At 52.7% G+C, this 12,867-nt stretch carries 15 protein-coding genes; 5 read left to right on the top strand and 10 right to left on the bottom strand.

Annotated features, from left to right (window positions below):
* The first annotated feature begins 77 nt into the window (after window positions 1–77).
* Window positions 78–785 (top strand): LuxR C-terminal-related transcriptional regulator, encoded by a 708-nt coding sequence (locus ACT53C_RS07065; RefSeq protein ID WP_476145396.1) that lies wholly within the window; start codon window positions 78–80, stop codon window positions 783–785.
* Here the strand turns inward: ACT53C_RS07065 and ACT53C_RS07060 are convergent.
* On the bottom strand, window positions 772–1,377 hold the full coding sequence (locus tag ACT53C_RS07060; protein WP_476145395.1) for a Yip1 family protein: 606 nt from the start codon (window positions 1,375–1,377) through the stop codon (window positions 772–774). The two genes, ACT53C_RS07065 and ACT53C_RS07060, sit on opposite strands and share 14 nt — an antisense overlap.
* 283 nt (window positions 1,378–1,660) lie before the next feature.
* On the opposite strand from ACT53C_RS07060, the gene ACT53C_RS07055 reads away from it, so the two are divergent.
* On the top strand, window positions 1,661–2,128 hold the full coding sequence (locus tag ACT53C_RS07055; RefSeq protein WP_476145394.1) for a PA2169 family four-helix-bundle protein: 468 nt from the start codon (window positions 1,661–1,663) through the stop codon (window positions 2,126–2,128).
* 205 nt (window positions 2,129–2,333) lie between these two features.
* Here ACT53C_RS07055 and ACT53C_RS07050 read toward each other — a convergent pair whose 3' ends face one another.
* Window positions 2,334–2,570: a DUF2171 domain-containing protein gene (locus tag ACT53C_RS07050; protein WP_194748505.1), complete on the bottom strand. Its 237-nt coding sequence runs from the start codon at window positions 2,568–2,570 to the stop codon at window positions 2,334–2,336.
* 297 nt (window positions 2,571–2,867) lie between these two features.
* Here ACT53C_RS07050 and ACT53C_RS07045 point away from each other — a divergent pair, with 297 nt between their 5' ends.
* Window positions 2,868–3,071, top strand: a complete 204-nt coding sequence (locus ACT53C_RS07045; RefSeq protein ID WP_476145393.1) for a hypothetical protein — start codon at window positions 2,868–2,870, stop codon at window positions 3,069–3,071.
* 117 nt (window positions 3,072–3,188) lie between these two features.
* On the opposite strand, the gene pqqA is transcribed toward ACT53C_RS07045, so the two are convergent.
* The 5 genes from pqqA to ACT53C_RS07020 form a co-directional block, all read right to left on the bottom strand.
* Window positions 3,189–3,260 carry a pyrroloquinoline quinone precursor peptide PqqA gene (pqqA, locus tag ACT53C_RS07040; RefSeq protein WP_081624291.1) on the bottom strand — a complete coding sequence of 24 codons (72 nt, stop codon included), beginning with the start codon at window positions 3,258–3,260 and terminating at the stop codon, window positions 3,189–3,191.
* A gap of 138 nt (window positions 3,261–3,398) precedes the next feature.
* The gene (gene nhaA / locus ACT53C_RS07035; protein ID WP_476145392.1) at window positions 3,399–4,556 is read right to left on the bottom strand and encodes a Na+/H+ antiporter NhaA; all 1,158 of its coding nucleotides are present in this window, start codon (window positions 4,554–4,556) and stop codon (window positions 3,399–3,401) included.
* 43 nt (window positions 4,557–4,599) lie between these two features.
* Window positions 4,600–5,715, bottom strand: coding sequence for a phospholipase A (locus ACT53C_RS07030; protein WP_194748508.1), 1,116 nt, complete (start codon window positions 5,713–5,715; stop codon window positions 4,600–4,602).
* Window positions 5,716–5,741: 26 nt separating this feature from the next.
* Complete coding sequence (locus ACT53C_RS07025) at window positions 5,742–6,782, bottom strand: aldo/keto reductase (RefSeq protein ID WP_476145391.1); 1,041 nt, start codon at window positions 6,780–6,782, stop codon at window positions 5,742–5,744.
* Window positions 6,782–7,339: a hypothetical protein gene (locus ACT53C_RS07020; RefSeq protein WP_476145390.1), complete on the bottom strand. Its 558-nt coding sequence runs from the start codon at window positions 7,337–7,339 to the stop codon at window positions 6,782–6,784. Before ACT53C_RS07020 ends, ACT53C_RS07025 begins: the two co-directional genes overlap by 1 nt.
* A gap of 296 nt (window positions 7,340–7,635) precedes the next feature.
* Between ACT53C_RS07020 and ACT53C_RS07015 the strand changes: the two genes are divergently transcribed.
* Window positions 7,636–9,072: a sensor domain-containing diguanylate cyclase gene (locus ACT53C_RS07015; RefSeq protein WP_476145389.1), complete on the top strand. Its 1,437-nt coding sequence runs from the start codon at window positions 7,636–7,638 to the stop codon at window positions 9,070–9,072.
* Window positions 9,073–9,466: 394 nt separating this feature from the next.
* Window positions 9,467–10,324, top strand: coding sequence for a DUF6279 family lipoprotein (locus tag ACT53C_RS07010; RefSeq protein WP_476145388.1), 858 nt, complete (start codon window positions 9,467–9,469; stop codon window positions 10,322–10,324).
* A 470-nt stretch (window positions 10,325–10,794) separates the two neighbouring features.
* Here the strand turns inward: ACT53C_RS07010 and ACT53C_RS07005 are convergent, their stop codons facing one another.
* Genes ACT53C_RS07005 through ACT53C_RS06995 form a run of 3 tightly spaced genes read right to left on the bottom strand, consistent with a single transcriptional unit; the run spans window position 10,795 to window position 12,676 of the window.
* The gene (locus ACT53C_RS07005) at window positions 10,795–11,613 is read right to left on the bottom strand and encodes an energy transducer TonB (RefSeq protein ID WP_476145387.1); all 819 of its coding nucleotides are present in this window, start codon (window positions 11,611–11,613) and stop codon (window positions 10,795–10,797) included.
* 6 nt (window positions 11,614–11,619) lie between these two features.
* The gene (locus ACT53C_RS07000) at window positions 11,620–12,033 is read right to left on the bottom strand and encodes an ExbD/TolR family protein (protein WP_194748521.1); all 414 of its coding nucleotides are present in this window, start codon (window positions 12,031–12,033) and stop codon (window positions 11,620–11,622) included.
* A gap of 4 nt (window positions 12,034–12,037) precedes the next feature.
* Window positions 12,038–12,676 carry a MotA/TolQ/ExbB proton channel family protein gene (locus ACT53C_RS06995; protein ID WP_476145386.1) on the bottom strand — a complete coding sequence of 213 codons (639 nt, stop codon included), beginning with the start codon at window positions 12,674–12,676 and terminating at the stop codon, window positions 12,038–12,040.
* Window positions 12,677–12,867 lie beyond the last annotated feature (191 nt).

The following is a 12,867-nucleotide window of genomic DNA, read 5'->3' as shown; positions in this document are numbered from 1 at the left end:
AAAAATAATTGAAAGGCGTTTTAAGCCCCGGTATTCGCATGCCGGTTTTGATCACACTGAAACGAGACGAGACCGCCATGAAAAAATTATTACTGGTTTATGGTCATGCCCTGAGCCATCACGCATTACACACCCTGTTACAAAATGACCTGCGCCTGCAGCTGCTTTACGAAGTGCCCACGGTGCGCGAAGCGATTCGCCTGATCCATCAGCAACCGCTAGATGCGATTATTCTGGACATTTCGGCCCCCAACCAAAATGGTCTTGAAGTTTTGTGCGATCTCAAACATGCCGCCCCGGGGCTGCCGATTCTGGTGATCAATGGCTGTGAGCGGCCTGACCGCATGATTCATTTTATCCGTCTGGGCTGTCATGGCTATCTGCCTTATACCACGCAAAGTTCGCAGGTGATTCCAGCCATCCGCAGCATTGCGCGCGGAAAATCCTGCCTGATGCCGCGCCACCACCAACTGTTGACGGAGTCACAACCCATGCGGCATGAGCAGTTATCGTTGCGGGAGTTACAGGTCTTGTTCAAACTGATCAAAGGCCAACCGGTCAATGCCGTGGCAGACGAGCTTGCCATCGCGCCGGGCTCTGTCAGTGTCTTCCGCGCCAAAATCTTGCGCAAAATGGGGGTGACCAATAATGCGGCGTTGATCCGCTATGCGCTGACGCATGGCCTGATCCCGGCCCCGACCACGTTGAGCCGCCAAACCTGTCGGCACCCTGACCAGGGGAGGAAAATGATAGCCGCTGCCGACCGCTTGGCTACAGTTTTTTGACGGAAAATTGGAGTTGTTCAATGGTTTCCCACGAAATCAACGAGCCGATCAGAATCACGCCAAAGCCCAGCCCGGCGGTGCAGATAATGGCCAGGGTGAGTGAGAACAGTGCCCCGCGCTCACGGATACCAAACACATAGCGCACACCGCGGTAGACCAGCGCAACGGCAATCAGCGCCGCCACCCCATGCACCAGCCCATTAACGCTCAGGCTGGGGACCAGGTAAAACAGCGAAGTCAGCCACAGCGGGGTTGTCGCCAGCGTGATTAACAACAGCGCATCCCGGAAGCCAGGCTTCACACCCACCATCTGCGCCAGATGCTGTGTAATCCATGCCATCACCAGCACCAGCAGCAATTGCAGAAACAACAACTCGACGCTCACCATCAGCAAGCGGTTACCTGGTAATTGGTCAAAAAACAATTTGGGCACCTGATGATCCAGCCGCAAGTACATCGTGATACAAGGGATCAAGGACAGTGGCAATATATAAAATATCAGCAACTGCGTGACACCGGGTTTGGGCATCGCGAGCACCTTGGGCTGCTCACTACGCGGTGTCACATAGTCGAATAAACGGATGGGATTCATCATCATCTCCTGTTAAAGAACGATGCGCCATTATGCAAGCAGGACAGCCGCATCCATACCCGCAACAGGCTGATCTGACTGTCAGAATTTACGTTGGCCGACGGAAACATAAGCAGCCCCTTGGCGTGGCCAGGTGGGAGAAATGGGCCTATCTGCCCAGATAAGCGGGCCTATAGATAGCCATTCTTACACCAGCTTGCGCATTCATCCGATGGGGGACCAGGCTGTGCTGTCGCATACTCAGATCTCCTCACCATCAACAACCGCTTTTGGAGACTGAGACATGACAGACAGAGACGATTTCATTGCTACCCTGAACGATTTGATTGAGGTATCCCGCGATGGCGAAGAAGGGTTTCGCGCATCGGCTGAGAATGTCGATCATCCCCAACTCAAGGCTTTTTTCATGCGGCGCTCGCAAGAGGTGGCGGCCAGCGTACAAGAGTTGCAAGGGCTGGTGCGCTCGCAGGGGGGCGAACCCGCCGCCTCAACCAGCTTGGGCGGCGCGCTGCACAGACACTGGATAGATCTTAAAACAGCCCTCACCAGCAACAATACGCTGTCGGTGCTTAATGAAACCGAACGCGGCGAGGATGTGGCGCTGAAGGCTTACCAAGAAGCCGCTGAAATGGATTTGCCAACCCATATCCGTGCTGTGGTTGTTCGTCAGCTCGAAGGCGCCAAACGCAATCATGACGAGGTGAAGAAATTGCGGGATGCCGCGCAGGCAGAGGCCGATGCGCATTCTTAAACCAGGCCAGAAAGTCACCGACACCCTGCACTGGCGCACCATGATAGCGAAGACCTGCTCAACGCAGGTCTTTGTTTTGGCTGTGCGCGCTGCTCAGAAGCGGATTTTTAGCGATGTTTCACGCCCAACACATTGAGCTCACGGGCAAGTCCAGGCAAGCGCCGTCCACGTGTGCACATCGCCTAAGCCTTGATGCAGGGCAAACTCAGGATGATGCCTCAGTGGCCCAGTCTGTGGTCACCTGCGCCAGCGTCCGGTTAATTTTCACGATACCGCCCTCAGTCGAAATCACCCAGCTCACCGGGATAAAGTGATGCACGCCAGACGTGTCTTGTTTAAGTTTGATCAGGTCGTCGCTGACCATATGATCAACCACAGCGACATGCTCGGACTGGGCGGTGGTGACGGGCATATCGGGTTTAATTTCACGGGCATCTATCATGTCTGTCTCCTCTCAACGGTGATGGTTCATGCAGTGACCTTAAGCGGAGAGTGTGGCGGGCGAGGGTTCCCCTCACTATCAAAGCAAGACTGAGTTTGCTGTAAGAATTGTGAGCCCCGATAACGCTGGTCAGCAGGCATGGGTCAGAAAAACTCACAGCGAAAGTCACAGGTAAAATCACACGAGCGTCTGGCCGGGCAGCGCGATACTTTGCTGATATTCGTACTGACACGTTCTATGTGTCTCAACCGCATGCAGACGGCCTATGGTCTGTAGCATGTTAATCAAGGAGTGAGTATGGCCATTTTTTATATCAGCGCCTGGCAAGGCGCACCCGATGCCAGTGAGCGCGTATGGGGGACCAATGTATTGGCGCTGAGTGTAGAAGAAGCCTACCGACTTGGCCGTAGCCGCCTGGCAGCAGAACAGCCTGACTGGGACTTGACGAAACTGACCCTTCTGGCTGAAGGCGATAGCGTCACAAAATCCATAGAGATTTAACCGCCGCAATAGCGGTTGTATTGCGCGTTGCTTTTTAGCCTGACCACAACAAAACGTCGGCCCAAAACAAAACACCCGGTTAACACCGGGTGTTTTGCAATAAAACCTTGGTCAGAATTATTTGTTCATGACATACATGGTGACTTCAAAGCCAAAACGCATTTCAGTCGCTGCTGGTTTAGTCCACATAATAAATCTCCTTGAGTGATTAAGAGAGGCAACGGGCATCTCGTTAAGGATCACTATACGCCGCAGGGCAAGAAATCACTTGCGTAGCTGGCTTAAAAACCACTCATGATTTTACTGAGAACCTCCTGCTGCCAAAAATCAGCGCGGGCTGCGACCCAGCGTCCACTTCAGCCATCCCCAGCCAAGGAGTCCAGACAGCAGCGAACCGGTCAAAATCGCCATTTTGGACAGATTAATCGCCTCGTCCATGCCGTCAAAAGCCAGATTGGTAATAAAAATGGACATGGTAAAACCGATACCACCCAACATACCAGCGCCCAGAATGTGCGCCCAGCGCAAAGGCGGATGTAACTTGCACAGCCCGAAAACCACGGAGAGCCACACTGCCAGCATAATGCCCACCGGCTTGCCCACAATCAACCCAGCCATAATGCCCAGGCTGTTGCTGTGTGTAAACACCGATTGCACACTGTCCGCTGCCAAATGAACACCGGTATTGGCAAAGGCAAAAACCGGCAGAATGAAGAACGCAACGGGCAAGTGCAAGGCATGTTCCAGCCGTTGCGAAAGCGAATCCTCGTCTTCGGCCAGTTGCTGAAAGGGAATGGCAAACGCGAGCGCAATCCCCGCCAGCGTCGCATGCACGCCTGATTTCAGGGTCAGCCACCACATAAATGCCCCGCCGAGCAGGTATGGCAGCATAGACAGCACACGCAAGCGATTCAACGCAAACAGCAAGGCAAGCACAGTGAGCGCGGCCAGCAAGTGCGGGAGCGAGATTGAGGCGGTGTAAAACACGGCGATCATGATGGCTGCGCCAAGATCGTCAATGACGGCAAAAGCCACTAAAAACACTTTTAACGGCGCCGGCACACGGTTGCCTAAAATGGAGAGCATGCCCAGGGCAAACGCAATATCGGTGGCCATCGGGATACCAACGCCGGACTGGTAAGCCGTGCCATGATTCAACTGCCAAAAGATCAAGGCAGGGGCGATCATGCCGCCCAGGGCGGCAATCGTCGGTAACAGCGCGTTGTTGACGCTGGAAAGCTCGCCTACATATAACTCGCGCTTGAGCTCCAAGCCAATTAGCAGGAAGAACACGGCCATCAAGCCATCATTCACCCACTCTTCCAGGCTGAGCCCCAAGCCGTGCAGATGCCAGAACGCATGATAGTGGCTGGCAAACACACTATTGGCGATCAGCAGTGCCAGCACGGTAGCCAGCATTAGCAAGACACTGCTGGCCTGCTCCGAGTCTAAAAAGCGTTGAAAGGTTTTGGTGATCAGTAACATAATTCAATAACCCTAATTGGACTTGGCCGTCAGCTGCGGCGAGCTATTCGCCAATGGCAAAGCCGATGCCAAACATGTTTTGTGCCTGGTTGTAGTCCAGGAGCGAGACGCCATAGCCACTGGCCAGCATGGCATAAAACTTCACGCTCTCGTTTTTAAACGGCTTGTATTGCACATCGGTGCGGATATAGCCCTTGTTGTCACTGCGCATGTTGTTACGCAAAGTCACGCTGGCGGCCAGCGTATGGGGTTCATTGTCCCAGTGCAAGGTCACATCGCCATAGCCCATATACTTGCTGATATCCGGGTTGTCATCGTCTGACTTGTTCTCGGGGATGCGCCACCATGGCCTGACCAGCAGGCTATATTGTTCATTCAATTGCCAGCCCCCTTGCAGGTAGAACCGGTTCCAGCTGCGCGACAACGGTTGTGAGCGGCCATTCGACTCATGCACCAGGCCCAGATTGAGCATATTAGGCATGGCGGTCCACAGCCCTCCCTCTGCCGGCTTGTTGAGCCCCAGCGACAAAATCAGCTCGGGCGAATAGTTATGATCGCGCATGGGCCGAGACTGTGCCTCGTTGTAAACCTGCCAGAACGATTGCTGGGTATAAGCGCCCCATAAGCGCGCGCTCTGCACCCACTGATTTTTGGGCAGCCAGTCTGACATATTCATCAGCTGGGTTTTCAGGCTGATCTGAAAATGCAGGTCGTTGTGTCCGAGGTCACGGTTTTGCGTGTTGGGGCGTGACGGCGAAACCGGGACCTCGTTAGGGTTGCTCGAATAGCTGGTGACAATGTAATTGAGCTGGTGCGTTTCAAGGTCGGTAAAATGCAACTCATCCTGGCTATTCAAATGCCATTTGCGTGACAGGTAGCCGGTGTCAGCACTCACGCTTTTGACCAGTGCTTCCTGGCTGGGGGCCAAGATAGGCGCCACCACATGGCTGGGCGCGAATTGCTCGGCCACTTTATCAAAGCACACCAGTCGCCGGCCAGCATCGTCTGCAAACTCGGTTTGGCAAGTACGCAAAGCGGATTGCATGTCGTTCACCAGGGCTGCCTGTGCTTGACCTGCCAGCAGCAGGCCACTCACCAGTAGCGCATTCAACAGCCGCTCATGTCGCCACTGGCTGCGCAGTCTGCGAAAAAATAGCATATGGATTCCCTTCTATTGCGCCCAACTTAAGGGGCTGGATTCATCATGACGAGATGTTGTTGCTCGATGGCCGCCAGCACCTCTTCGCTCAGGTGGACCTGATAAGCCGCCACATTTTCTTGTAACTGTGCCAGGCTGGTCGCGCCGATAATGGTGGTGCCAACAAACCAGCGGTGATAGACAAAACTCAAGGCCAGCTGTACCGGCGTCAGGCCATGGCTACGGGCCAACTCGGCATAGGCTTTGGCCGCCGCCGGCACCGCGGGCTTTTTATAGCGCTTGGCATAGCCCTCAAACAAAGTCACGCGGCCGGGCGTGGCCGGATCATCGACATACTTGGCCGTGAGGTGCCCAAAGGCCAAGGGCGAGTAGGCAGCCAGCGCGACCCCTTCCCGGTAAAGCACTTCGGTCATGCCAAACTCCATACCGCGGTTCATGAGGTTATAGCAATTTTGCAGCACGGCAATGCGCGGCAAGCCCTGCAACTCCATCAATCCCCACGGTTGCTCGTTACTGAGGCCGATTGCACGGATTTTGCCTTCTTTAACCAACTCATCCAGCACTTCCAGCTGGGTCTGGATAGGAACCCAGTCAATCGCCTGGCCTTCTACATCCCGTTCGGCGCGAGGGTCAAACTGATATTGGCCGAACATGGGCACATTGCGTTCGGGCCAGTGCAGATAGAGCACATCCAGATAATCGGTTTGCAGGCGCTGCAAACTGTCATGCACCGCCTGGCGGATATTGGCACGGTCCATGCCGCTCGGGCCACCACGGATCCAGTACATGCCGCGGCGGGGTCCGGCCACCTTGCTGGCCAGCACAAACCGGTCACGCGGCTGTTTTTTGATCCAGTGCCCCAGCATGGTTTCGGTACGCGTCACCGTTTCTGCACGGGGCGGCACCGGGTACATTTCTGCCGTATCAATAAAATTAATGCCATTTGCCAGCGCATAATCCAGCTGGTGTTCTGCATCCTGTTGGGTGTTCTGGTCACCATAAGTCATGGTGCCCAAGGTGATTCTGGAGACGCGAATACCGCTGTCTCCCAGCGTAATTTGATCCATCAATGTAATACCTGTTTTTCTACCGGGATGTCCATTACGATACTCGAAACGGGCTGAGGTTCCTTGGCTGGCACGGATGGCAGTGTCCAGCCAGCCTCTTTGCTGGCCAACAGCAACATGCGGCTGATCGCCAGCACCAGCTCATGGTTCACATTGATATTCACGTTGATGCCATTGGCGCACACCAGTTGCACATGATTGAGTTGATCGTTGACCGAGACAAAACGCGTTTCCACCGCCAGCAGGGTTTGCTCGGTGACCACACTTTTGGGCGCCTGATAGGCCGTCTCAAAGTCCAGATCATCCAGGGCCTCTACGGCTTCCGCCTCTTGTACAAACTGCTGGGTGGCTTCCGGCAGGCTTTGCTCAGACAAGGGCAACGGACCAGACACCGGCAAATGCGCCTCCTGGTTAAATACCTTGAAAATCTGTCTGGCGACCCGGTAGGTAATCCAGACCTGGATCTCCTGCTCGTCACTGACCGCCGCACGCATAAGCAGGCGGTCTTGATGCTGATCATAAGAAAGATTGATTTGCTGGATGGATTGCGGTTGCATGATGGCTGAATGAATAACGGAATAGTTATTAGCATACCGTGTTGATCCGCAACTGCCTACCTCTACACATGCGGCGGGAGGTGAATGACCAGCATTTAATCGTGCAGGTTTGGCAGCTGTATATCACCAGCCAGCGGGCCCACCAATTAATTCCTTCGATAATAATTAAGAACAGTCATCAAAAAATCAGGCATTTCAGCAAATGCATCTACGTTAATAAGTGTATGATTTGTGTGAGAACCTATTTACCAAGCTTGTGACCAACTTAATGTATGATTTGATGGAGTACCGTTCACTTGTTAAACCATAATCAGGAGCTAGAACGTCTGGCGGCAGTTGAAAGCTATCACATTCTTGACACTCCGCCCGAAGCTGACTTTGATCAGTTGGTCGCCCTGGCCTCGACCTTATTCTCTGCGCCGATTGCAAGCGTCACCGTTATGGCGCAAGACAGGCTATGGTTTAAATCGGCCATGGGGCTGGATGTCTGCGAGGCCCCGCGTGAGGATGTGTTTTGCCAACTGACGGTGGAACATAAAACCCGCCTTGTGATTGAAGACACGCGACTTCATCCGCTGTTTAAAGAAAATCCGCTGGTCACTCATGAGCCACACATCCTTGCCTATGCCGGGATTCCGCTGATGAATGCCGAAGGCTATGTGATCGGCACGTTTTGCGTCATGGACCATGTGCCACGCCAATTCAGCGAGGCCAACCTGACCTTGCTGACCATGCTGGCTAACCAGGCAATGAAACTCATGGAGTTGAGGCGGGAGATCATCCAGCGCACCAAGCTCAGTGAGCAGCTACAGGCGTTTTACGAACAGCAAACCAAAAACCAGGAGCTTTGGAAACAGGCCATGGACGCGGTCGGCGACGGGGTCTGGGATTACGATCTAGCCACCGGGCATTACTTCTTTGGACCCAACTGGCGCAAAATGCTGGGCTACGAAAATGCCTCCATGTCCCCGCGTCTCGACACATTGGTTTCAATGCTGCATGACGAGGACAAAGCACACTTCAGCGACCATTTGCAGGCCTATTTGACCGGCCAACAGTCTACATACAAAATCGAATACCGTATCCGCTGCAAAAATGGCGATTACAAATGGGTTCTCTCACGCGGCATGATTGTAGAGCGTACCGACGATGGCAACCCCAAACGCATGATAGGTACGCATACCGATATCTCACAATCCAAGCTGCTTGAACAATCCATCTGGCAGCAAGCGCATACCGATAACCTGACCGGCCTGCCCAACCGGCGCCTGTTTCTGGACCGCCTGCAACAAGCCATTTACAGCAGCCAGCGCGAACAGAAAAAATTTGCGCTCTTCTTTATGGACCTGGACGGATTTAAAGCCGTCAATGATGTTTACGGCCATCTGGCTGGCGACCAGTTACTCACTGAAATTGCCAGCCGCATTCAGAAGATTTCCCGCCAAGCCGACACCTTTGCCCGTTTCGCCGGAGATGAGTTTGCCATCCTGGCCGCCAATATTCGGGATAGCGAAGACATGGCACAACACGCCAGAAAAATCCTGCAAGCCGTGCAAGAACCCGTGCACCTCAATGGCCAGGCCGTATCGGTGTCTATCAGTATCGGCATCGCCATCTTCCCGGATCACGGCTGTTCGGTAGACACCTTGATACGCCATGCAGACCAGGCGATGTACGAAGCCAAACAGTCAGGAAAAAATGCCTGGGCGATTTATCAATCTCATCGCGAATAATCGCCCCGCACTCAGTTAAAAGCCAACCTCTATCACCGTGGGAGTTTAGCCCCAGCCCTTGTCTGCTCTAGCAGACACATGCGCTTTTGGATAGGCGATGCTTCACTTAAGCCTCTATTCTCCATGTAATAACAGCAGTAACACGGGCCGCTCGAATATACATAGTCATTGAAGAGTGATGTTATCAATTAAAATTCGTATCGCACATTAAGCCATACAGCCCTTGGTGCTCCAGGAGCCAAGAAAATTAAAGCCAATCAGTCATTACTGTTACATGTCGATGGGGTCAGGGTAAAAGTGAGATTTCTTAACTTTTTACTCTGACCCCAAGTATCCACGCTAATACAAGTAGCCAGTATCGCAAACTTAGTCCGGCAATCCTGGTCGTAGAAACATGCGAATCATCAAAAAAACTTTAATCCTCACCCTCGCTCTTTTACTCATGAGTTGTAGCCTGGTCAAGACCGCCTACAACAATGCACCTGCACTCATCGCATGGCGGCTGGATGATTATTTTGATTTTAATGCAGCGCAAAAAGCCAAACTCAAACCCGCCCTGCGGGACTTGCATGCCTGGCATCGTAACAATGAGCTACCGCGGTATGTGTCGTTGCTGGATGAGATTCACGATGACCTCAGCCATGATGTGAGCGCACAAACGGCCTGCCAGCACATTGAATCCATCAAATCAAATGTGCAGATGCTACAAACAAAAGTCATCCCTATCATCGTCGAAGTCGCCGACACGCTGAGTGAAAAACAACTACAGCATTTCGAGAAAAAACTGGAAAAACGCAACCAGGAATGGAAAGAGGAATGGTGGCAGGAAACGTTAGAAGAACAGCGAGAAGTGAGGTTAGAGAAATCCACGGATTTTGCTGAAAAAGTCTATGGCGACTTGAACGAAAAACAAATAACCCTTTTAAAACAAGCCATTGCCAAGAGTGACATTGATCCGGCTATCATCTATGCCGAAATTTTGCGGCGCGACGAAGATGCGTTGACTATCCTCAAGGCATTAAGAGATCCCGCCTTGCCAAACGAAGAAAAATCGCAACTGGTCCGCGCAGGCTTTGAACGTATGCAAAACAGCCCGAATCCGGCTTACCAAACTCATATTGATAAAGTCACGCAGCAAACCTGTGAAACCATCGCGAGCCTACATGCCAGTACAACCGCTAAACAACGCCATCATGCGCAGCAATGGGTGGAGGATTACAAGATGCAATTTACCCAGTTGCAGAGCAAATGATTTTGAGTAATTTAAAGCGGATAGACTTAAGATCAATGGTCTTCGGTAGCGTACAAAGTAAAAGTACCGTGTACTTTTTAGTCTCACATCCCCGCTCAGCAGCGTGGCCACCTCGCCATAAAAACCAACCTCCGAGCTTTTAACCGAAGGCATACTCCCCTTAAAAACTTCTTCAAATGTTTGTAGCTTGGCTTGGGCATGCGGGCTGATCAATAGCACCATCACCAGCAACATTGTTTTAATTGTGTTTGATATCACTATGCTTCTCCCAAAGCTTATGTTTATTTCATTAAACGGTCACCAGCGCTACCATGATTGATCACCATTGATTCCTCTCAATATTCACATAAAAAAAGACCCTGTACCCACCGGAGGAAAGTGGCAGGCACAGGGGTTGGAGAGCAGACATACCTGTTAGCGAAAGTGAGGGATAAACTTTCTGAGCATGCCTGACTTCATGAAACCGCGTGTTACTCCAGCTTAAACGAGACCGGTATTGTTATTTTGAAGCTCTTCTTTTTCAGGCTGTCTTTGACACCGAGTTGCGCAATGGCCTTTTTCACCATGCGCATGGCTTCTTCATCGAGGGGGACATGTTTACTGCTATCAGCAACCGTCACATTGACCAACTCACCACGCACAAACTGCGCAACCACCGTGGCCTCGCCTTCGAGGTGACGGCGGATGGCAATGGCTGGATATTGTTTGCTTTTATTCACCAGTGAGCGCAGTTGTTCGCCATAATCCCCCCAGGCATCGCTATCACTCGCACTGAGCTCATCAGACTCGGTTGATGCAGCAGCGGTGGCGACTGCGGCAGCGCTGGGCTTGGCATCTTTAGCGGTGTTTTCAGCGCTTGAGTTTGTCGCATGCGGCGCACTCTCGGCCGTATTGTTGGGCGCAGGCGGCGCCGGGCTTGGCTCAACCTTGGCGGGCGGCTGTACAAGCTGCTCTTGCACGCGGTAATCTGCGTCATGGCTATTAGGCGCTGCCAATACCGGCTTGGGTGTCTCTACAGGCGTCACAGGCTTTACCATCGGCTTGGGTTCAGCCTTGGGTGGCTCAGCAGGCTTGGGTGTCTCCACGGGCGGTGACACCTGTTGCACGGCTGGGGCTGGCGCTTTGGTCGAAAAAAACTCAATTTCCATGCGCTCGGGGATGGCAGGCAACTGAATCTGGCTCAATGTTGGATACAGCAACACCACGACCAGATGCAACCCCAGCGACAGCACAACGGCCTGCCAAAGCAGTGAGTCATGCTGAGCTTGAGGATAAATCAGGGTGGTCATGGCGCGTTACTTTCGTGACTCAGGCGACATCACAAAACTGAACTTACTGATGCCCGCGCGCTGGATCGCGGCCAGCACTTTGGCCACCACGCCATACTGCGCATGCTCATCGGCATAAATCTCCACCGCCGGGTCATGCTTCTGCTTGAGCACACCAAGCTCTTTGGTCAAGGTGTCTAGCGGCATGTTTTGCTGGTCCAAAAACACCTCCCCGGCATCGGTCACGCTAATGTGTGCGGTTTTAGGCACAGTCACCGCCACCTCGGCACTGGCCTGCGGCAATTTGACCTTCACCGCGTTCATCAGCAATGGCGCCGTCACAATAAACACCGTCAGCAACACCAGCATCACATCGACCAGCGGCGTCACATTGATTTCGCTGACCAAATCTTCGCTCTCACCATCACTAAACATCGCCATGGCATTAACCCTCTACGCCAGATTGTGTCAGCAAGGACTGAAAACGGCTCGCCACTTGCTCCATATCGGCCCTGTGCACTTTTTGCTTGCGCATAAAATAGTTGTAGGCCAACACCGCAGGCACCGCCGTAGCAATGCCAATCGCCGTCGCAATCAACGCCTCACCAATCGGCCCGGCCACCACATCCAACCCGGCAGAGCCCGTCGCTGTGATCGTCTTGAGCGCATTCATAATGCCCCATACTGTGCCAAACAAGCCGATAAACGGGGCGGTAGAACCAATGCTAGCCAACACCGCCACGCCGCCATCCATGCGTTTTTGCTCCAGATAAGCCTGTTGCTTGAGCGAGAGCAAAATCACCTCCTGGCGCTCGTTGCGGCGCAACACCGAATTCGCCATTACCTCATTCATCGCCCGCATCCCCGCATCACACAAGCGTGCAAAGCTGCTGTTACTGTGCGAAATAATGCGCGGCAACTCATAAATGGTTTTCACCTGCTGCCACTCAGACAAAAAACTGTTGGACTCACTGCGCAACTTGAACCACACCCAGCTTTTGACGATGATGATGGACCACACCAGCACCGAGAGCGCACCCAACAAATACAACACGATATCAACAATATCAGGCACCAAATCCACAGCTCGCTCCAAAAATAGACTTATCAATAAAAACTGCTCAAATGCAAATTACCGGATCAAGGCCAAGCGCAACCCAAAATTACTACCGCAAAAACCAATCGGGAAAATTCCATACACACAACGGGAATTTTTCACATTTACACCCTCTTACTTGTTTAATCGCTGGCGACGCAAAAAGCCTGACGTCGTTA

It is taken from the genome of Methylophilus sp. DMC14 (genome assembly GCF_056314085.1).
This window is presented reverse-complemented; position numbering and strand designations above follow the sequence as displayed.